Here is a 19617-nt window from a genome sequence, read left to right on the forward strand (position 1 = left end):
CCGGTAGGATCTCTCGGGTTCGTACGGAATTTGGTGACGCGAAGGAGAAGGCAGATGTCCGGCCACTCTAAATGGGCTACGACGAAGCACAAGAAGGCCGTGATTGACGCCAAGCGCGGCAAGCTCTTCGCGAAGCTGATCAAGAACATCGAGGTCGCGGCCCGCACCGGCGGTGTGGACCCCGAGGGCAATCCGACCCTTGTGGACGCGATCCAGAAGGCGAAGAAGAGCTCGGTCCCGAACAAGAACATCGACTCCGCGGTCAAGCGCGGTGGCGGTCTCGAAGCGGGCGGCGTCGACTACCAGACGATCATGTACGAGGGCTACGGCCCGAACGGTGTCGCGGTGCTCATCGAGTGCCTCACCGACAACCGCAACCGCGCCGCCTCCGACGTCCGTGTCGCCATGACGCGCAACGGCGGCTCGATGGCCGACCCGGGCTCGGTCTCGTACCTGTTCAACCGCAAGGGCGTCGTCATCGTCCCCAAGGGCGAGCTGTCCGAGGACGACGTGCTGGGCGCCGTGCTCGACGCGGGCGCCGAGGAGGTCAACGACCTCGGCGAGACGTACGAGGTCGTCAGCGAGGCCACCGACATGGTCGCGGTCCGCACCGCGCTCCAGGAGGCGGGCATCGACTACGACTCGGCCGAGGCCAACTTCCTGCCCACCATGCAGGTCGACCTCGACGAGGACGGCGCGCGCAAGATCTTCAAGCTGATCGACGCGCTGGAGGACAGCGACGACGTGCAGAACGTCTTCGCCAACTTCGACGTCTCCGACGAGGTCATGGAGAAGGTCGACGCCTGAGCGTCGCCGGGTGACCTGCGCAGCTGCTGTGCCGACGGGCCGACGGGGACACACCCCGTCGGCCCGTCGCATTGTCAGTGCGAGCCGATAGCCTGCCAGAACAGTTGACCGATCGGCAGGGAGGGGGCGAACCGTGCGGGTACTCGGCGTGGACCCCGGTCTGACCAGGTGCGGCGTCGGCGTCGTCGAAGGCGTCGCGGGCCGGCCCCTGACCATGCTCGGCGTCGGAGTGGTGCGCACCCCGTCCGACGCGGAGCTCGGCCACCGGCTGGTGGCCATCGAGCGCGGCATCGAGGAGTGGCTCGACGAGCACCGCCCCGAATACGTCGCGGTGGAGCGGGTGTTCGCCCAGCACAACGTCCGTACGGTGATGGGCACCGCCCAGGCCAGCGCGGTCGCCATGCTCTGCGCCTCCCGGCGCGGCATCCCGGTGGCGCTGCACACGCCCAGCGAGGTCAAGGCCGCCGTCACCGGCAGCGGACGCGCGGACAAGGCACAGGTCGGAGCCATGGTGACCCGGCTCCTGCGGCTCGACGCCCCGCCGAAACCGGCGGACGCCGCCGACGCCCTCGCCCTCGCCATCTGCCACATCTGGCGGGCCCCCGCGCTCAACCGCCTCCAGCAGGCGCACGCGGCGGCCGCCGCCCGCACCCCGCGCGTCCCGCGCACCGCAGCAGCCCCCGTCCGGAAGGTCCCCCGATGATCGCCTTCGTCACCGGCCCCGTCGCCGCGCTCGCCCCGACCACGGCCGTGATCGAGGTCGGCGGCATCGGCATGGCCGTCCAGTGCGCGCCGAACACCCTGGCGTCCCTCCGGGTCGGCAAGGAGGCCAAGCTCGCCACCTCCCTCGTCGTACGGGAGGACTCGCTGACGCTCTACGGCTTCGCCGACGACGACGAACGGCAGGTCTTCGAGCTCCTCCAGACCGCCAGCGGGGTCGGACCCCGGCTCGCCCAGGCCATGCTCGCCACGCACACCCCCGACGCCCTGCGCATCGCCGTGGCCACCGGCGACGAGAAGGCGCTCACCGCCGTCTCCGGGATCGGCAAGAAGGGCGCCCAGAAGCTCCTGCTCGAACTGAAGGACCGCCTCGGCGAACCGGTCGGCGCGCACATCGGCCAGCAGGGCATCGGCACCGCCGTCTCCGTCGCCTGGCGCGACCAGCTGCACGCCGCGCTCATCGGCCTCGGCTACGCGACCCGCGAGGCCGACGAGGCCGTGTCCGCCGTGGCACCGCAGGCCGAGGCTGCCCTCGCGGAGGGCGCGCAGCCGCCCGTGCCGCAGCTGCTGCGCGCCGCCCTGCAGAGCCTCAGCCGCGCGCGCTGAGCGGACCCGGGCACCACCCCTGACGCGCCGGGCCCGGCACACCACGGGCCGGCACCGAAACACCCGAGGCGGGACTGACGAGATGAACTGGGACGAGACCGGACCCGACACCGACGAGCTGCTCGACGAGCGGCTCGTCGACGCCGGCGCGGACGGTGAGGACACCGCGGTCGAGGCGGCGCTGCGCCCCAAGGACCTCGACGAGTTCGTCGGCCAGGAGAAGGTGCGCGAACAGCTGGACCTCGTCCTCAAGGCGGCCCGCGCCCGCGGAGCCACCGCCGACCACGTCCTCCTCTCCGGCGCCCCGGGCCTGGGCAAGACCACCCTCTCCATGATCATCGCCGCGGAGATGAACGCACCGATCCGGATCACCTCAGGACCCGCCATCCAGCACGCGGGCGACCTGGCGGCGATCCTGTCCTCCCTCCAGGAGGGCGAGGTCCTCTTCCTCGACGAGATCCACCGCATGTCCCGGCCCGCCGAGGAGATGCTCTACATGGCGATGGAGGACTTCCGGGTCGACGTGATCGTCGGCAAGGGGCCCGGGGCCACCGCCATCCCGCTGGAGCTGCCGCCCTTCACCCTGGTCGGCGCGACCACCAGGGCCGGACTGCTGCCGCCCCCGCTGCGCGACCGCTTCGGCTTCACCGGACACATGGAGTTCTACGCCCCCACCGAACTGGAACGGGTGATTCACCGCTCGGCCGGCCTCCTCGACGTGGAGATCGACGTCGCGGGCGCCGCCGAGATCGCCGGCCGCTCCCGCGGCACGCCCCGCATCGCCAACCGGCTGCTGCGCCGGGTCCGGGACTACGCCCAGGTCAAGGCCGACGGCAGGATCGACCGGGAGACCGCCGCCGCGGCCCTCAAGGTGTACGAGGTCGACGCCAGGGGACTGGACCGGCTGGACCGGGCGGTCCTCGGCGCCCTGCTGAAACTCTTCGGCGGCGGCCCGGTGGGCCTGTCCACGCTCGCGGTCGCCGTGGGGGAGGAGCGCGAGACCGTCGAGGAGGTCGCGGAGCCCTTCCTCGTCCGGGAAGGACTGCTGGCCAGGACGCCGCGCGGACGGGTCGCCACCCCCGCCGCCTGGGCCCATCTCGGGCTCGTTCCTCCGCAGCACGGCGGAAAGGGACAACAGGGCCTCTTCGGGGCGTGATGCATCACAGGTTGACTCACAGAGGAACCACAGTGCGATGCTGGGCGTTGTTCCATCGATGCGGACTCGCTTAGACTCCGCCGATGCCGCCCTTAAAGGTCGGTGTACCCACCCCCGTAGACCAGGCCGCCTTCCAGCGCGGTCGTGCGAAGGAAAATCGTCCCGTGAATCCCGTGACTCTCCTCCCCTTCATCGTGCTCATCGGGGCCATGTTCCTGATGACGCGGTCCGCCAAGAAGAAGCAGGCGGCGGCTGCGAACATGCGCAATGAAATGCAGCCCGGCACCGGCGTCCGGACGATCGGGGGCATGTACGCCACCGTCAAGGAGCTTCACGACGACACGGTCCTCCTTGAGGTCGCCCCCGGCGTCCACGCCATCTACGCCAAGAACGCCATCGGTGCCGTCCTGGACGACGCGGAGTACAACCGCATCGTCCACGGCGACGTGGAGGAGCTCGACGTCGACGGCGCGGTCGTTCCGGACGACGCCTCCTCGCTCACCGAGCTCGACGCCGCCCCGGACGAGGCAGCCGACGACGCCGACGACGCGAAGACGGACCTGGTCAAGAAGACCGGTTCCGACGACGTCGACGCCGAGAAGGCCGACGAGGCCGGCAAGAAGTCCGAGGGCAAGGCCGACGGCGAGGCCGACGCGAAGTAGCACACGACCCGGGGATGCCGTGAGCCCACAGGCATCCGGCCATCCCCGGACCGTGCGGTCTTCTGCGGGGGCGGGTCCCCACTAAACTTCGTGGCCGCTCGGGCGCGTACCCGGCGCGGGGCGGTTGGACAGGGAGAAACGAGAAGGTGGCAGCACCGAAGAAGGGCCGAGGACCGGCCGGCGGTCAGGGCAGGCCGGGGCGTTCCCTGGCTCTGATCCTGATCGCCATGGTCGCCCTCACCGGCGGGATGTTCCTGGCCGACCAGCCGACGCCGCGACTCGGCATCGACCTCGCGGGTGGCACGTCCATCACGCTGGAGGCGAAGGCCGAGCCCGGGCAGGAATCGGCGATCAACAAGACCAACATGGACACGGCGGTCCAGATCATGGAACGCCGCGTCAACGGTCTTGGTGTCTCCGAGGCCGAGGTCCAGACCCAGGGCGATCGCAACATCATCGTCAACATCCCCAAGGGCACGAACTCCGCCCAGGCCCGTGAGCAGGTCGGTACGACGGCCAAGCTCTACTTCCGGCCGGTGCTGACCGTAGGCCAGGGAACGCCGACGCCCGAGCCGAGCGCCTCGTCCACGGACAAGGCCAGCCCGTCGCCGAGCGCGTCCGCCTCCGGCAAGGCGAGCAGCAGCCCGTCCACGAAGCCGAGCGCGAGCGCGACCACGCAGGGCCGTGCGGTCACCGGCGCCCTGAAGGCCGACTCCACGCCTTCGCCCAAGGCGAGCACCACGCCCGAGGCGAGCTCGACTCCGACGGCCTCCGCCGAGGAGCAGGCGGCCGCCGCCGATCTGCAGAAGAAGTTCGAGGCGCTGGACTGCTCCAGCAAGGCCTCCCGCTCCAAGGCGTCCCAGGGCACCAAGGCCACCGACACGGTGGTCGCGTGCGAGCAGGACGGCTCCGCCAAGTACGTCCTCGGCCCGGCCGAGGTCGACGGCACGGACGTGGACAGCGCCAAGGCCGCGATCAACCAGCAGACCGGCCAGTGGATCGTCCAGATGGAGTTCACCGGCAGCGGCGCCAAGAAGTTCCAGAAGACCACCGGCAAGCTCGCCCAGCAGCAGCAGCCGCAGAACCAGTTCGCCATCGCGCTGGACGGCGAGGTCGTCTCGGCACCCTCCGTCAGCGAGGCGCTGAGCGCCAACGCCGAGATCTCCGGCAGCTTCACCCAGCAGTCCGCCGAGGACCTGGCCAACGTGCTGTCCTACGGTGCGCTCCCGCTCTCCTTCCAGGAGCAGAGCGTCACCACCGTCACCGCCGCCCTCGGTGGCGAGCAGCTCCGGGCAGGCCTCATCGCGGGCGCCATCGGCCTCGCGCTGGTGGTCATCTACCTGGTGGCCTACTACCGCGGACTGGCGTTCATCGCGCTGCTCAGCCTCCTGGTCTCCGGCATCCTGACCTACACGATCATGTCGCTGCTCGGCCCGGCCATCGGATTCGCGCTGAACCTGCCCGCGGTCTGTGGTGCCATCGTGGCGATCGGTATCACCGCGGACTCGTTCATCGTGTACTTCGAACGCATCCGGGACGAGATCCGCGAGGGCCGCACGCTGCGCCCCGCGGTCGAGCGGGCCTGGCCGCGCGCCCGGCGCACCATCCTCGTCTCCGACTTCGTGTCGTTCCTGGCGGCGGCGGTCCTGTTCGTGGTGACCGTCGGCAAGGTCCAGGGCTTCGCGTTCACCCTGGGGCTCACCACGCTCCTCGACGTGGTCGTGGTGTTCCTCTTCACCAAGCCCGTCATGACGATCATGGCCCGCAAGAAGTTCTTCGCCAGCGGTCACCCCTGGTCCGGACTGGACCCGAAGCGGCTCGGCGCCAAGCCGCCGCTGCGCCGGTCGCGCCGTGTCAACGCCCCTACCGACCCGAAGGAGGCGTGAGATGTCGCGACTCGGCAATCTCGGCGCCCGTCTCTACCGCGGCGAGGTCGGCTACGACTTCATCGGCAAGCGCAAGATCTGGTACGGCGTCTCGATCCTGATCACCATCACGGCCATCCTCGGCCTGGCGGTCAGCGGCCTGAACATGGGCATCGAGTTCAAGGGCGGCGCGGTCTTCACCACCCCGAAGACGAGCGTCTCCGTCAACGAGGCTGAGGACCTGGCGACCGAGGCCTCGGGGCACCAGGCCATCGTCCAGAAGCTGGGCAACGGCGGTCTGCGCATCCAGATCACCGAGGTCGACACCGCGAAGTCCGACGAGATCAAGGCCGACCTCTCCAAGGGCCTCGGCGTCTCCGAAGAGAAGATCGCCGCCGACCTGGTCGGCCCCAGCTGGGGTGAGCAGATCGCCAACAAGGCCTGGACCGGCCTCGGCGTCTTCATGGTCCTCGTCGTGATCTACCTGGCGATCGCCTTCGAGTGGCGGATGGCCATCGCGGCCCTGGTCGCGCTGATCCACGACATCACCATCACGGTCGGCATCTACGCCCTGGTCGGCTTCGAGGTCACCCCGGGCACCGTGATCGGTCTGCTGACGATCCTCGGTTACTCCCTCTACGACACGGTCGTCGTCTTCGACAGCCTCAAGGAGGGCACGAAGGGGATCACCAAGCAGACCCGGTGGACGTACAGCGAGATCGCCAACCGTTCCATCAACGGCACGCTGGTCCGTTCGATCAACACCACGGTCGTCGCCCTGCTGCCGGTCGCCGGTCTGCTGTTCATCGGTGGTGGTGTCCTCGGTGCCGGCATGCTGAACGACATCTCGCTGGCACTCTTCGTCGGTCTCGCCGCCGGTGCGTACTCCTCGATCTTCATCGCCACTCCGCTCGTCGCCGACCTCAAGGAACGCGAACCGCAGATGAAGGCGCTGAAGAAGCGGATCCTCGCCAAGCGCGCCGCGGCCGCCGCCAAGGGCGAGCTCAACGAGGCCGAGCAGGCGGAGGAGAACCGGGCCGCCGGAACTCCCGAGTCCCCCGAGTCCCCCGAGGACACGGCCCCCGCGGGTGCGGTAGTCGGCCAGCGGCAGGTACCCCCCAGGGGCCACGGCAGGACCCCGGGGAAGCGCCGATGACCAGCACCACCGAGAGCACCAGGGACCTGCTCCTCAGCAGGATCCGTGATGTGCCGGACTACCCGAAGCCGGGCGTGATGTTCAAGGACATCACCCCGCTGCTGGCGGACCCGGTCGCGTTCACGGCCCTCACCGAGGCCCTCGCGGAGCTGTGCGTACGGCACGGCGCCACGAAGATCGTCGGTCTGGAGGCCCGCGGCTTCATCCTGGCCGCACCGGTCGCGGTGCGGGCCGGTCTCGGCTTCGTCCCCGTCCGCAAGGCCGGGAAGCTGCCGGGAGCCACGCTCGGCCAGTCGTACGAGCTGGAGTACGGCACCGCGGAGATCGAGGTCCACGCGGAGGACCTGTCGGCCGACGACCGCGTCATGGTCATCGACGACGTCCTGGCCACCGGCGGCACCGCCGGAGCCTCCCTGGAGCTGATCCGGCGGGCCGGAGCCCGGGTCGCCGGTGTCAGCGTCCTCATGGAGCTGGGCTTCCTGCCCGGCCGTGAGCGTCTGGTGCCGCACCTTCAGGGCGCTCCGCTGGAGGCTCTGATCACGGTCTGACCGACCGCGTACGCGCACATCGAAGAGGGCACCCGGAGCGATCCGGGTGCCCTCTTCGCGTACCCGCAGCCCGCAGGGCCGTCAGGCCCCGGTCGCTTCCCCGCCCGCCGAGCGGTGGCTCCGGTAGTGGCGGGCCGCCCGTGCCCGGTTCCCGCACGAGGGCTTGCACCACTCCTGCCGGCCGTGGCCCTTGACGAAGTAGCGCACGCAGCGGGGCGCGGTGCAGGCCCGCAGCTGCTCGCGCTGCGGGCCCGCCAGGAAGTCGATGGCGGAGCGCGCCAGGGCCGCGAGCAGCCGGACACGCGCGTCGTCCTGCGCCGACAGCAGCCGGACGGCGGGGGAGCCGCCCTCCGGCCATTCCAGCCGCGGGACGACCTGCTCCCGGGCGGCCACCGCGTTGACATGGGCCAGCGCCTCGTCGGCAGGCATCAGACGGTGGGCGTCCGCGGGGCTCGGCGGCGCCGGGGCGACCGCCCGGGCGAACAGCGCCCGCACGGCCCGCCGCAGTCCGACGATCCCGAGCCTGAGGTCCTCGTCCACCACGAGTCCGCCCGCCGGGACATCACCGGCCGGCAGATCGCCCTGCTCATGGATCCAGCGGGCCGTTCCCTCGGCCGTCGCCAGATCGTCGGTGACACCGCCGTCCCCGTCGTGCCGGATCGTGCTCGCCAGTTCCAGTGCCGGCCGGCGCTCCACAGGAGGCCCCTCTCGCTCGGTTCCGCATCGGCGACCACTTGATCACACCGCGCGTACACCCTAAGGTTCTAACGGAAAAAGAAAAAATAACCGTTAGACGGGGGATGCGGGACGATGACCACACTTCTTGCCCAGATCAGTGATCTGCACCTGGACGGCACCGAGCGGGCGACCCGGCGCGCCACCCGCGTCATGGACTACCTGCGCGCCCTGCCCCGCCCCGTCGACGCGCTCCTGGTCACCGGGGACATCGCCGACCACGGCGACGAGCGCGAGTACGAGGAAGCGGCCCGCATCCTGGCCGCCCCGTTCCCGGTCCTCACCTGTCCCGGAAACCACGACGCGCGCCCGGCCTACCGCAGGGCCCTGCTCGGCGAGGCGCCCGGCGACGGCCCGGTCAACCGCTGCCACCACATCGCCGGCACCGCCGTCCTGATGTGCGACTCCACCATTCCGGGCCGCGACGAGGGGCGCCTCGACGACGAGACGCTCGCCTGGATCGACACCACCCTCACCGCGCTGCCCCGGGACACCCCGGCGCTCATCGCCTTCCACCAGCCGCCGGTCGCACTCCACCACCCGCTGCCCGACTCCGGAATGCTCGAAGAGCCCGGGCGGCTGGCCGGTCTGCTCGCCGCACACCCGCGGGTCGTCGCCGTCCTCACCGGCCACGCCCACACCGCGGCCGCCTCGACGTTCGCCGCCCGGCCGCTGATCGTCGGACCCGCCGTCACCTGGACCCTGCGCCTGCCCTGGGAGGCCGGGCGGCCGGCGGACCTCGACCAGCCGCCCGGCCTCGCCTTCCACGTCCTGGACGACGACCACCGTCTGACGACCCACTACCGCGTCGTTCTCTGATCATGGCGTGAACTGCACGGCCGGTGCGCACCGCCGCCGGGGCGCACCGACCGGGGCACCCGGGAACAACCAGGTGCCCCATCGCGTTGTGCGGGCTCTCACGGTCCCCGGGGGAGGACGGGCCGCCGGGTCGATACGATGGCCTTTCCGGGTGTCCGGATCCGCACGAGGAGCGCTCTTGCCAGACGAGGCCCAGCCAGTCGCCGCCCCGCAGCCCGACAAGCCCGAGGCGGACCAAGCCACGCCCGCGAAGCAGCAGCCCGCGGCGAAGGAGAAGCCGAAGCCCCCGGCGCCCGAGCCCGGCTCCGGCCCGGCTCCCGCGGAGGCGAACGGGCCCGCGCCCGCGTCCCCCGCCCAGCCGGCCGCACCCGCCTCCCCGCCCCCGACGGCACCGAAGCCCCCGGCGAAGCCCGCCGCGGCCGCCGCGCCCGCGGGCCCGGCGGCCCGTACCGGCGGCGGCTCCTCCAACCGGGTCCGGGCCAGGCTGGCCCGTCTCGGCGTGCAGCGCTCCAGCCCGTACAACCCGGTCCTGGAGCCGCTGCTGCGTACCGTCCGCAGCAACGACGCCAAGATCGAGAGCTCCACGCTGCGGCAGATCGAGAAGGCCTACCAGGTCGCCGAGCGCTGGCACCGCGGCCAGAAGCGCAAGAGCGGCGACCCGTACATCACCCACCCGCTCGCCGTGACCACGATCCTCGCCGAACTGGGCATGGATCCGGCCACGCTGATGGCGGGACTGCTGCACGACACCGTCGAGGACACCGAGTACGGCCTGGACACGCTGCGCCGCGACTTCGGCGACCAGGTCGCCCTGCTCGTCGACGGCGTCACCAAGCTGGACAAGGTCAAGTTCGGCGAGGCCGCGCAGGCCGAGACCGTACGCAAGATGGTCGTCGCCATGGCCAAGGACCCCCGGGTCCTGGTCATCAAGCTCGCCGACCGGCTGCACAACATGCGCACCATGCGCTATCTCAAGCGGGAGAAGCAGGAGAAGAAGGCCCGCGAGACCCTTGAGATCTACGCGCCCCTGGCCCACCGCCTGGGCATGAACACCATCAAGTGGGAACTGGAGGACCTCGCCTTCGCGATCCTCTACCCGAAGATGTACGACGAGATCGTCCGCCTCGTCGCCGAGCGCGCCCCCAAGCGCGACGAGTACCTCGCCATAGTGACCGACGAGGTCCAGTCCGACCTGCGCGCCGCCCGCATCAAGGCGACCGTCACCGGGCGGCCGAAGCACTACTACAGCGTCTACCAGAAGATGATCGTGCGGGGCCGCGACTTCGCCGAGATCTACGACCTGGTGGGCATCCGGGTCCTCGTCGACACCGTCCGCGACTGCTACGCGGCGCTCGGCACCGTCCACGCGCGATGGAATCCGGTCCCGGGCCGGTTCAAGGACTACATCGCGATGCCCAAGTTCAACATGTACCAGTCGCTGCACACCACGGTGATCGGTCCCAGCGGCAAGCCCGTCGAGCTCCAGATCCGTACGTTCGACATGCACCGCCGTGCCGAGTACGGCATCGCCGCGCACTGGAAGTACAAGCAGGAGGCCGTCGCGGGCGCCTCCAAGGTGCGCACCGACGTCCCCAAGAACACCGGCCGCGGCCAGGACACCGTCAACGACATGGCGTGGCTGCGCCAGCTCCTGGACTGGCAGAAGGAGACCGAGGACCCCAGCGAGTTCCTGGAGTCGCTGCGCTTCGACCTCTCGCGCAACGAGGTCTTCGTCTTCACGCCGAAGGGCGATGTCATAGCGCTTCCGGCGGGGGCGACACCGGTCGACTTCGCGTACGCCGTCCACACGGAGGTCGGCCACCGGACCATAGGAGCCCGGGTCAACGGACGGCTCGTCCCGCTCGAATCGACGCTCGACAACGGCGACCTGGTGGAGGTCTTCACCTCCAAGGCCGCCGGCGCCGGACCGTCCCGCGACTGGCTCGGCTTCGTCAAGTCGCCCCGGGCCCGCAACAAGATCCGCGCCTGGTTCTCCAAGGAGCGCCGCGACGAGGCGATCGAGCAGGGCAAGGACTCCATCGCGCGTGCCATGCGCAAGCAGAACCTGCCGATCCAGCGCATCCTGACGGGCGACTCACTGGTCACCCTCGCGCACGAGATGCGCTACCCGGACATCTCGTCCCTGTACGCCGCGATCGGCGAGGGACATGTCGCGGCGGCCGGCGTCGTCCAGAAGCTGGTGCAGGCGCTCGGCGGCGAGGACGCGGCCAACGAGGACCTCGAGGAGAGCACCCCGCCCTCCCGCAGCCGCAACAAGCGCCGTGCCAACGCCGATCCGGGCGTGGTCGTCAAGGGCGTCGAGGACGTCTGGGTCAAGCTGGCGCGCTGTTGTACGCCCGTGCCCGGCGACCCGATCATCGGCTTCGTGACCCGGGGCAGCGGAGTCTCCGTCCACCGCGCGGACTGCGTCAACGTCGACTCGCTGTCGCAGCAGCCGGAACGGATCCTGGAGGTCGAGTGGGCGCCCACCCAGTCCTCCGTCTTCCTGGTCGCCATCCAGGTCGAGGCGCTCGACCGGTCCAGGCTCCTCTCGGACGTCACGCGCATCCTGTCCGACCAGCACGTCAACATCCTGTCCGCGGCCGTGCAGACGTCCCGCGACCGGGTGGCCACCTCGCGCTTCACCTTCGAGATGGGCGACCCGAAGCACCTCGGACACGTCCTGAAGGCCGTACGCGGCGTGGAGGGCGTCTACGACGTCTACCGGGTGACCTCGGCCCGCCGGCCCTAGAGCCGGCGGGCGCCGCCCGGCGCCGGCCTCGTACCGGCCGTGCTGCGTCCGGACACGCGAGAGGGGCCTCCCCGCGGGGAGGCCCCTCGGCCGACGTCAGGAGCCGGGCGTCAGCCGCCGAACTCCTGCAGGCCCTTGAGCGCCTGGTCCAGGAGCGCCTGACGGCCCTCCAGCTCGCGGGCGAGCTTGTCCGCGCGGGCGTTGTTGCCCGAGGCGCGCGCCGTGTCGATCTGCGTACGCAGCTTGTCGACGGCCGCCTGGAGCTGCCCGGTCAGACCCGCGGCACGCGCACGCGCCTCCGGGTTCGTCCGGCGCCACTCCGACTCCTCGGCCTCCTGGAGCGCCCGCTCCACCGCCTGCATCCGCCCCTCGACCTTCGGACGGGCGTCACGCGGCACGTGGCCGATGGCCTCCCAGCGCTCGTTGAGGGCCCGGAAAGCGGCCCTGGACGCCTTGAGGTCCTTCACCGGCACCAGCTTCTCGGCCTCGACGGCGAGCTCCTCCTTGAGCTTGAGGTTCTCGCCCTGCTCCGCGTCGCGCTCCGCGAAGACCTCGCCTCGCGCGGCGAAGAAGACGTCCTGGGCACCGCGGAAGCGGTTCCACAGATCGTCCTCGGCCTCGCGCTGGGCGCGGCCCGCCGCCTTCCACTCCGTCATCAGGTCGCGGTAGCGGGCGGCCGTCGTCCCCCAGTCCGTGGACCCGGAGAGCGACTCGGCCTCGACGACCAGCTTCTCCTTGACCTTGCGGGCCTCCTCGCGCTGGGCGTCCAGCGAGGCGAAGTGGGCCTTGCGGCGCTTGGAGAACGCCGAGCGCGCGTGCGAGAAGCGGTGCCACAGCTCGTCGTCCGACTTGCGGTCGAGCCGCGGCAGGCCCTTCCACGTGTCGACGAGCGCGCGCAGCCGCTCACCCGCGGAGCGCCACTGCTCGCTCTGCGCCAGCTCCTCGGCCTCGACGACCAGAGCCTCCTTGGCGTGCTTCGCCTCGTCGGTCTGCTTCGCCTTCTGGGCCTTGCGCTCCTCGCGCCGCGAGTCGACCGTCGCGACCAGGGCGTCCAGCCGCTTGCGCAGTGCGTCCAGGTCGCCCACGGCGTGATGCTCGTCGACCTGTCCACGCAGATGCTCGATGGCGGTCGTCGCGTCCTTCGCCGACAGGTCGGTGGTCTTCACCCGCCGCTCGAGGAGGCCGATCTCGACCACAATGCCCTCGTACTTGCGCTCGAAGTACGCCAGGGCCTCCTCCGGAGAACCGGCCTGCCACGATCCGACGACCTGCTCGCCCTCGGCTGTACGCACGTACACGGTGCCCGTCTCGTCGACACGGCCCCACGGGTCGCTGCTCACAGCGCCTCCTCCACCTGATGCCCGTGAGGGGGTTCACCCCCCTGGCATCGTCCACAGTTTCCTGGGGCGGGCAGCGCCCGCCCTGCACAACGCCAATCTAGGCGACGGGCTGCCCGGCTGTCCGCACTCAGCGCGGCCGAAATTATCCGGCCGCACCGAGCATCCGCCGTGCGGAACACGCCGGGGCCGCCGGACTCACGCCTTGTCGACGGTCGCCTTCGAGATGTTCACGGCCTTCTTCGGCGCACCGTCGGCTCCGCCGCCGGTCACACCGGCCTTGCCGATGGCCTCGACCGCCTTGAGGGAGTCCTCGTCCATCGTGCCGAACGGCGTGTAGCTGGGCGGCAGTTTGCTGTCCTTGTACACGAGGAAGAACTGGCTGCCGCCGGTGTGCGCCTGGCCGGTGTTCGCCATCGCGACCGTGCCGGCCGGGTAGGTCACCGTGCCGCCGGTGCCCGCCTTGCCGAGGGCGGTCAGGTTCTCGTCGGGAATCGTGTAGCCCGGACCACCGGTGCCGTCGCCCTTGGGGTCACCGCACTGCAGGACGAAGATGCCGTCCGTGGTCAGGCGGTGACACTTGGTGCCGTCGAAGAACTTCTTGTCGGCGAGCGACTTGAAGGAGTTCGCCGTGTGCGGGGTCTTCGCCGCGTCCATCGTGAACGATATGTCGCCCTGGCTCGTCTTGAGCGACATCGAGTACTTCGCCTTTTTGTCGATCTTCATCGCGGGCTCGGGCGCCGCCTTCTCGCTCGCCGGGGGCGAGGACGAGGGCGAGGCGGACGGACTCTGGCTCGCGGCCGCACCGGCCTTGTTGTCCTTGTCGTCGTCGCCGTTGGTGGCGAAGTACGTGGCACCACCGATGACCGCCACCACGGCCACCGCGGAGGCGATGACGACCGTCAGCCGCCGCGTCCTGTGGCGCGCCTCCTCCCGGCGCTGCTGCTGCCGCTCGAACTTCTCCCTGGCGAGCTGCCGCCGCCGCTGATCGCTGCTGACCACCGGGTGATCTCCTTGTACGTCGTGTGATCGGGCCTGGGTTGCCCCGTACCGTATATGGGTTAGCTGTGGAATGAGGAGCGCCGGTAGGCTCTGAACTGCTGCGACCTCGTGGCAGCCCTCTCCCGTCGGACGACCATTAAGGACGATCGTGCTCATTGCCGGGTTCCCCGCCGGGGCCTGGGGGACCAACTGTTACCTGGTCGCCCCCGCCGCAGGCGAGGAGTGCGTGATCATCGACCCGGGCCACCAGGCCACCGCCGGGGTCGAGGAAGCGCTGAAGAAGCATCGGCTGAAGCCCGTCGCCGTCGTCCTCACCCACGGCCACATCGACCATGTCGCCTCGGTCGTCCCGGTGTGCGGCGCGCACGACGTCCCCGCCTGGATCCACCCCGAGGACCGGTACATGATGAGCGACCCGGAGAAGGCCCTCGGCCGCTCCATCGGGATGCCGCTCATGGGCGAGCTGACGGTCGGCGAACCGGACGACGTCAAGGAACTGAGCGACGGCGCCCGGCTGCTGCTGGCGGGCATGGAGTTCGGCGTCTCGCATGCGCCCGGCCATACCAAGGGGTCGGTGACGTTCAGGATGCCCGAGGCCGCGGAGGTACCGCAGGTCCTCTTCTCGGGTGACCTGCTCTTCGCCGGCTCCGTCGGACGCACCGACCTGCCCGGCGGCGACCACGCCGAGCTCCTCGAGTCGCTGGCCCGCGTGTGCCTGCCGCTCGACGACTCGACCGTGGTCCTGTCCGGCCACGGCCCCCAGACGACCATCGGCCGCGAGCGCGCCACCAATCCGTATCTGCACGGTATGGACGCGCCCCGACGAGGAATGTGACGAGAGCGACATCGTGAGCACCTTCAAGGCCCCCAAGGGCACGTACGACCTGACCCCGCCCGACTCCGCGAAGTACCTCGCGGTGCGCGAGGCGATCGCCGCACCGCTGAAGAACTCCGGCTACGGCTACATCGAGACACCCGGCTTCGAGGACGTGGCCCTCTTCTCCCGCGGTGTCGGTGAGTCCACCGACATCGTGACCAAGGAGATGTACACCCTCACCACCAAGGGCGGCTCCGAGCTGGCGCTGCGCCCCGAGGGCACCGCGTCCGTGCTGCGCGCCGCCCTGGAGGCCAACCTCCACAAGCTCGGCAACCTGCCGGTCAAGCTCTGGTACTCCGGCTCGTACTACCGCTACGAGCGCCCGCAGAAGGGCCGTTACCGCCACTTCTCGCAGGTCGGTGCCGAGGCCATCGGCGCCGAGGACCCGGCGCTCGACGCCGAACTGATCATCCTGGCCGACCAGGCGTACCGCACCCTGGGCCTGCGCGAGTTCCGCATCCTGCTCAACTCGCTGGGCGACAAGGAGTGCCGGCCCGTCTACCGCGACGCGCTCCAGGGCTTCCTGCGCGAGCTCGACCTCGACGAGGAGACCCGCCGCCGCATCGAGATCAACCCGCTCCGGGTCCTCGACGACAAGCGCCCCGAGGTCCAGAAGCAGCTGACCGGCGCCCCGGTGCTGCGCGACTACCTGTGCGACGCCTGCAAGGCGTACCACGAGGAGGTCCGGGACCTGCTCACCGCGGCAGGTGTCGTGTACGAGGACGACGAGAAGCTCGTCCGCGGCCTCGACTACTACACCCGCACCACCTTCGAGTTCGTCCACGACGGTCTGGGCTCGCAGTCGGCGGTCGGCGGCGGCGGCCGCTACGACGGCCTGTCCGAGATGATCGGCGGACCCGCGCTCCCGTCCGTCGGCTGGGCGCTCGGTGTGGACCGCACCGTGCTCGCCCTGGAGGCCGAGGGCATCGAGCTCGAACTGCCCTCCACCACCAGCGTCTTCGCCGTACCGCTCGGCGAGGAGGCGCGCCGGGTGCTGTTCGGCGTCGTCACGCAGCTGCGCCGTGAGGGAGTCGCCGCGGACTTCGCGTTCGGGGGCCGTGGTCTGAAGGGCGCGATGAAGAGCGCCAACCGCTCGGGCGCGCGCTTCACGATCGTGGCCGGCGAACGCGACCTGGCCGAGGGGATGGTGCAGCTCAAGGACATGGAGTCCGGCGAGCAGACGGCCGTTCCGCTCGCCGAGGTGGCCGGCACGGTCAAGGCGCGCCTGGCGTAGGTCACTTCACGGGTCGCGGGCGGGCGGTGCGCCGCCCGCCCGCGACCGGGTGCTCCGCGCACCGGCCGCTGCCGTCAACCCGGCGCGTTCGGATTCATCCCCGCGGACGGTTCCGGTCGGCGGGAGCCGGTGACGGCATGGGGAGGCCGGAATCCTGGCCGCAGGCGAGAGACCCTGCACTCCATGCCGCCGGTGCCCGTCCGCGGGCGGAGCCCGGCGCCGGTTTTCGCGCGCATCTTTATGTTCATCGAACGGAAGACCGGTGGAGAGGTGCGGCACAATGACCGTGCCCAGCAGGCTACTCAGTGACGGAACGGCGATATGACGACTGCAGCGGTTGACCATCCCTCCTCCGATCAGGACGAGGACGGCGGGAAGAGGACCATCGGCGGCAGTCGCGCGTTCGCACTGCTGCTGGTGATCACGGGCGCAGCCGGACTTCTCGCCGCGTGGGTCATCACGCTCGACAAGCTCAAGCTGATGGAGGACCCCACCTTCGTCCCGGGCTGCAGTCTCAACCCGGTGGTGTCCTGCGGCAACATCATGAAGAGCGAGCAGGCGGCCGCCTTCGGGTTCCCCAACCCGTGGCTGGGGATGGCCACCTACCCCGTGATCATCGGGATCGGGCTGGCCCTGCTCGCCGGAGCGCGCTTCCGCGGCTGGTACTGGCTCGGGATGAACGCGGGCACGCTGTTCGGCGTCGGATTCTGCACCTGGCTCCAGTACCAGTCGCTGTACAACATCAACTCGCTGTGCCTGTGGTGCTGCCTGGCCTGGGTCGCCACGATCTTCATGTTCTGCTACGTCACCACGCACAACATCAAGCACCGGATCATCCCCGCGCCCAGCTGGCTGCGCAACGGGCTCACCGAGTTCCACTGGGTGCCCCCGGTCCTGTGGGTCGGCATCATCGGCATGCTGATCCTGACCCGCTGGTGGGACTTCTGGACCCGGTGACCCGGCCGCGGAGCAAGTGACCCGGTCCGGCCGGACGACCCGGCCCGTGCTGCCCCCTCGGCCCACCGGCCCGGCAGGGATGTCAGTGCGGTGACATAGGCTTCAAAACGTGGAGCCCGACCTCTTTACCGCAGCTGCCGAAGACCGCCAGGAGAAGGACCCGTCCAGCAGCCCTCTCGCTGTCCGGATGCGTCCGCGTACCCTCGACGAGGTCGTGGGGCAGCAGCATCTGCTCAAGCCGGGTTCGCCCCTGCGCCGCCTCGTCGGCGAGGGCAGCGGGGGACCGGCCGGCCCCTCCTCCGTGATCCTCTGGGGCCCGCCCGGCATCGGGAAGACGACCCTGGCGTACGTGGTCAGCAAGGCCACGAACAAACGATTCGTCGAGCTCTCCGCGATCACCGCGGGCGTCAAGGAAGTACGGGCCGTGATCGAGGGCGCCCGTCGCGCCACCGGGGGCTACGGCAAGGAGACCGTCCTCTTCCTCGACGAGATCCACCGCTTCTCCAAGGCCCAGCAGGACTCACTGCTCCCGGCCGTCGAGAACCGCTGGGTCACCCTGATCGCCGCGACCACCGAGAACCCGTACTTCTCGATCATCTCCCCGCTGCTCTCGCGCTCGCTGCTGCTGACCCTGGAGTCGCTGACCGACGACGACCTGCGGGGCCTGCTCCGCCGGGCGCTGACCGACGAGCGCGGACTCGGCGGCGCGGTGACGCTGCCGGAGGACGCGGAGGAGCATCTGCTGCGCATCGCCGGGGGCGACGCCCGCCGGGCGCTGACGGCGCTGGAGGCCGCGGCCGGCGCGGCGCTGTCCAAGCAGGAGGAGGAGATCACCCTCCAGACCCTGGAGGAGACGGTCGACCGGGCGGCCGTGAAGTACGACCGGGACGGCGACCAGCACTACGACGTGGCGAGCGCGCTGATCAAGTCGATCCGCGGCTCCGACGTCGACGCGGCGCTGCACTACCTGGCCCGGATGATCGAGGCGGGGGAGGACCCCCGGTTCATCGCCCGGCGGCTGATGATCTCGGCCAGTGAGGACATCGGCCTCGCCGACCCCACCGCGCTGCCCACCGCGGTCGCGGCGGCCCAGGCCGTCGCGATGATCGGCTTCCCGGAGGCGGCGCTCACCCTCAGCCACGCCACGATCGCCCTGGCCCTCGCCCCGAAGTCGAACGCGGCGACGCTGGCGATCTCCGCGGCCCAGGACGACGTGCGCAAGGGCCTGGCCGGCCCGGTCCCCGCCCATCTGCGCGACGGTCACTACAAGGGCGCGGCCAAACTGGGCCACGCCCAGGGCTATGTCTATCCGCACGATGTCCCCGGCGGCATCGCCGCGCAGCAGTACGCCCCGGACGCCGTCCGCGACAAGCGCTACTACCGTCCCACGCGCTACGGCGCGGAGGCGCGGTACGCGGATGTGGCGGACCGGGTCCGCGAGCGCCTCGGCCGCACGGAGCCCGACGGCGGCGCCGACGCGGCGGACACCCCTTAGGGCGCCCGCTCAGTGCGCGGCCGCTTCGAAGAGCGTGTGCATGGCGTGGTGCAGTTCCACCACGTCGCGCACGGGCTCGGGGAAATCGAAGCGCGCGTCGAAGCACGCGCCCTCCCGCTCGAAGAACCGGACCCGCAGCCCGAAGCGGTCCAGCGCGACCGGGACGACGGACGGCCGGCTCGTCGCACAGGCCCGGGACGCCCGCTCGCCGAGGAGCTCGCACAGCGTCCCCAGTTGCTCGCCGTGCGCCGAGTGCAGGTGCTGGAGCACCTCCGTCTCGTGGCCGGCGAGCGGATCCGCGGCCGCGTCCCGGAACTCCTCCGGCTCGACGGCCTCCGCGCCCCACAGGTCCTCGACGTGGGCCTCGCCCGTCTCCAGCCGCAGCAGCATCCGGCCGGGACCGGCGATGCCGGGCACGGAGGTGAGCCAGCCGCAGACGCGGGCCCGGCCGCGGATGCGGTGGGGTACGGAGACCGGAGCGACGTCCGTGATCTCCAGCACGGCCGTCAGCTCGTCGTCCTGGGCGTGCGTCGCGGCCCGTACGGCCGGGGAGTCGGCGGGGAATTCGAGGAAGAGATCCCCGTCCGGACCCACGCTGCGGGACAGCGGCATCAGCTGGTCCGAGCCCGCCGACTCCAGCCCGGGGATGAGCAGCACCGCGGAGCAGGTACTCTGTACGAGAGTTCGTGTGCGCTCGGCTGCTGACGGCATCCGTGTGTTTTCAAGCCCGCTGGGACGCGGCTGACCACGATCAGATCGGCCTTCCGTCGTAGCAGCACCTTCATGTGTGCTGCCGCTGTCTGTGCTGTCCGTGACGTGTGTGGTGTTCCCAGGGCGAGACATGCGATCTCCTTGAGTAAGGTGAGCCTAACCTAACCTACAACGGAGG

18 protein-coding genes are annotated in these 19617 nt (G+C 70.6%); 14 read left to right on the forward strand and 4 right to left on the reverse strand.

Translation table 11 applies throughout. From position 1 onward, the window contains the following. The first annotated feature begins 54 nt into the window (after nucleotides 1–54). The 8 genes from OG521_32670 to OG521_32705 all read left to right on the forward strand — a co-directional run bounded on the left by OG521_32670 (nucleotide 55) and on the right by OG521_32705 (nucleotide 7520). Nucleotides 55–807: a YebC/PmpR family DNA-binding transcriptional regulator gene (locus OG521_32670; GenBank protein ID WUW25254.1), complete on the forward strand. Its 753-nt coding sequence runs from the start codon at nucleotides 55–57 to the stop codon at nucleotides 805–807. Between the two features lie 133 nt (nucleotides 808–940). Then, the gene (gene ruvC / locus OG521_32675; protein WUW25255.1) at nucleotides 941–1510 is read left to right on the forward strand and encodes a crossover junction endodeoxyribonuclease RuvC; all 570 of its coding nucleotides are present in this window, start codon (nucleotides 941–943) and stop codon (nucleotides 1508–1510) included. Further along, entirely contained in the window at nucleotides 1507–2133 is a 627-nt protein-coding gene (ruvA, locus tag OG521_32680) for a Holliday junction branch migration protein RuvA (GenBank protein WUW25256.1), read from the forward strand. Before ruvC ends, ruvA begins: the two co-directional genes overlap by 4 nt. Nucleotides 2134–2215: 82 nt before the next feature. Continuing rightward, nucleotides 2216–3289, forward strand: coding sequence for a Holliday junction branch migration DNA helicase RuvB (gene ruvB / locus OG521_32685; protein WUW25257.1), 1074 nt, complete (start codon nucleotides 2216–2218; stop codon nucleotides 3287–3289). Nucleotides 3290–3453: 164 nt separating this feature from the next. Continuing rightward, on the forward strand, nucleotides 3454–3951 hold the full coding sequence (gene yajC, locus OG521_32690) for a preprotein translocase subunit YajC (GenBank protein ID WUW25258.1): 498 nt from the start codon (nucleotides 3454–3456) through the stop codon (nucleotides 3949–3951). A gap of 146 nt (nucleotides 3952–4097) precedes the next feature. Continuing rightward, nucleotides 4098–5837 carry a protein translocase subunit SecD gene (gene secD / locus OG521_32695; protein WUW25259.1) on the forward strand — a complete coding sequence of 580 codons (1740 nt, stop codon included), beginning with the start codon at nucleotides 4098–4100 and terminating at the stop codon, nucleotides 5835–5837. A 1-nt stretch (nucleotide 5838) separates the two neighbouring features. Then, nucleotides 5839–6972: a protein translocase subunit SecF gene (gene secF / locus OG521_32700; protein ID WUW25260.1), complete on the forward strand. Its 1134-nt coding sequence runs from the start codon at nucleotides 5839–5841 to the stop codon at nucleotides 6970–6972. Then, nucleotides 6969–7520 carry an adenine phosphoribosyltransferase gene (locus tag OG521_32705; protein ID WUW25261.1) on the forward strand — a complete coding sequence of 184 codons (552 nt, stop codon included), beginning with the start codon at nucleotides 6969–6971 and terminating at the stop codon, nucleotides 7518–7520. The genes secF and OG521_32705 overlap by 4 nt, the downstream gene beginning before the upstream one ends. Nucleotides 7521–7601: 81 nt before the next feature. Here the strand turns inward: OG521_32705 and OG521_32710 are convergent, their stop codons facing one another. Further along, nucleotides 7602–8216, reverse strand: a complete 615-nt coding sequence (locus tag OG521_32710; GenBank protein WUW25262.1) for an ABATE domain-containing protein — start codon at nucleotides 8214–8216, stop codon at nucleotides 7602–7604. A 114-nt stretch (nucleotides 8217–8330) separates the two neighbouring features. Between OG521_32710 and OG521_32715 the strand changes: the two genes are divergently transcribed. Beyond that, complete coding sequence (locus tag OG521_32715; protein ID WUW25263.1) at nucleotides 8331–9074, forward strand: metallophosphoesterase; 744 nt, start codon at nucleotides 8331–8333, stop codon at nucleotides 9072–9074. A gap of 178 nt (nucleotides 9075–9252) precedes the next feature. Continuing rightward, nucleotides 9253–11826, forward strand: coding sequence for a bifunctional (p)ppGpp synthetase/guanosine-3',5'-bis(diphosphate) 3'-pyrophosphohydrolase (locus tag OG521_32720; protein ID WUW25264.1), 2574 nt, complete (start codon nucleotides 9253–9255; stop codon nucleotides 11824–11826). 110 nt (nucleotides 11827–11936) lie between these two features. On the opposite strand, the gene OG521_32725 is transcribed toward OG521_32720, so the two are convergent. Together OG521_32725 and OG521_32730 are read right to left on the reverse strand one after the other, a co-directional pair. After that, a complete protein-coding gene (locus tag OG521_32725; protein WUW25265.1) occupies nucleotides 11937–13166 on the reverse strand; it encodes a DUF349 domain-containing protein in 1230 nt (409 codons plus the stop codon). Nucleotides 13167–13361: 195 nt separating this feature from the next. Further along, a complete protein-coding gene (locus tag OG521_32730; GenBank protein WUW25266.1) occupies nucleotides 13362–14165 on the reverse strand; it encodes a peptidylprolyl isomerase in 804 nt (267 codons plus the stop codon). A gap of 148 nt (nucleotides 14166–14313) precedes the next feature. Here OG521_32730 and OG521_32735 point away from each other — a divergent pair, with 148 nt between their 5' ends. The 4 genes from OG521_32735 (at nucleotide 14314) to OG521_32750 (ending at nucleotide 18728) form a co-directional block, all read left to right on the forward strand. After that, nucleotides 14314–15000 (forward strand): MBL fold metallo-hydrolase, encoded by a 687-nt coding sequence (locus OG521_32735; GenBank protein ID WUW25267.1) that lies wholly within the window; start codon nucleotides 14314–14316, stop codon nucleotides 14998–15000. Between the two features lie 13 nt (nucleotides 15001–15013). Further along, nucleotides 15014–16276: a histidine--tRNA ligase gene (gene hisS, locus OG521_32740; GenBank protein ID WUW25268.1), complete on the forward strand. Its 1263-nt coding sequence runs from the start codon at nucleotides 15014–15016 to the stop codon at nucleotides 16274–16276. A gap of 321 nt (nucleotides 16277–16597) precedes the next feature. Then, nucleotides 16598–17233: a vitamin K epoxide reductase family protein gene (locus OG521_32745; protein WUW25269.1), complete on the forward strand. Its 636-nt coding sequence runs from the start codon at nucleotides 16598–16600 to the stop codon at nucleotides 17231–17233. A 109-nt stretch (nucleotides 17234–17342) separates the two neighbouring features. Further along, nucleotides 17343–18728, forward strand: coding sequence for a replication-associated recombination protein A (locus tag OG521_32750; protein ID WUW25270.1), 1386 nt, complete (start codon nucleotides 17343–17345; stop codon nucleotides 18726–18728). Between the two features lie 9 nt (nucleotides 18729–18737). Here the strand turns inward: OG521_32750 and OG521_32755 are convergent, their stop codons facing one another. Continuing rightward, the gene (locus tag OG521_32755) at nucleotides 18738–19439 is read right to left on the reverse strand and encodes a DUF2470 domain-containing protein (GenBank protein WUW25271.1); all 702 of its coding nucleotides are present in this window, start codon (nucleotides 19437–19439) and stop codon (nucleotides 18738–18740) included. Nucleotides 19440–19617: the final 178 nt, after the last annotated feature.

It is taken from the genome of Streptomyces sp. NBC_01463 (genome assembly GCA_036227345.1).
Lineage (GTDB): Bacteria > Actinomycetota > Actinomycetes > Streptomycetales > Streptomycetaceae > Streptomyces.

Bases quoted from the DNA above. Each gene is read 5' to 3' on its own strand.
- OG521_32670 (WUW25254.1), top strand. From the start codon at position 55: ATGTCCGGCCACTCTAAATGGGCTACGACGAAGCACAAGAAGGCCGTG.
- ruvA (WUW25256.1), top strand. From the start codon at position 1,507: ATGATCGCCTTCGTCACCGGCCCCGTCGCCGCGCTCGCCCCGACCACG.
- ruvB (WUW25257.1), top strand. From the start codon at position 2,216: ATGAACTGGGACGAGACCGGACCCGACACCGACGAGCTGCTCGACGAG.
- secF (WUW25260.1), top strand. From the start codon at position 5,839: ATGTCGCGACTCGGCAATCTCGGCGCCCGTCTCTACCGCGGCGAGGTC.
- OG521_32705 (WUW25261.1), top strand. From the start codon at position 6,969: ATGACCAGCACCACCGAGAGCACCAGGGACCTGCTCCTCAGCAGGATC.
- OG521_32715 (WUW25263.1), top strand. From the start codon at position 8,331: ATGACCACACTTCTTGCCCAGATCAGTGATCTGCACCTGGACGGCACC.
- OG521_32745 (WUW25269.1), top strand. From the start codon at position 16,598: ATGACGACTGCAGCGGTTGACCATCCCTCCTCCGATCAGGACGAGGAC.
- OG521_32755 (WUW25271.1), bottom strand. From the start codon at position 19,439: ATGCCGTCAGCAGCCGAGCGCACACGAACTCTCGTACAGAGTACCTGC.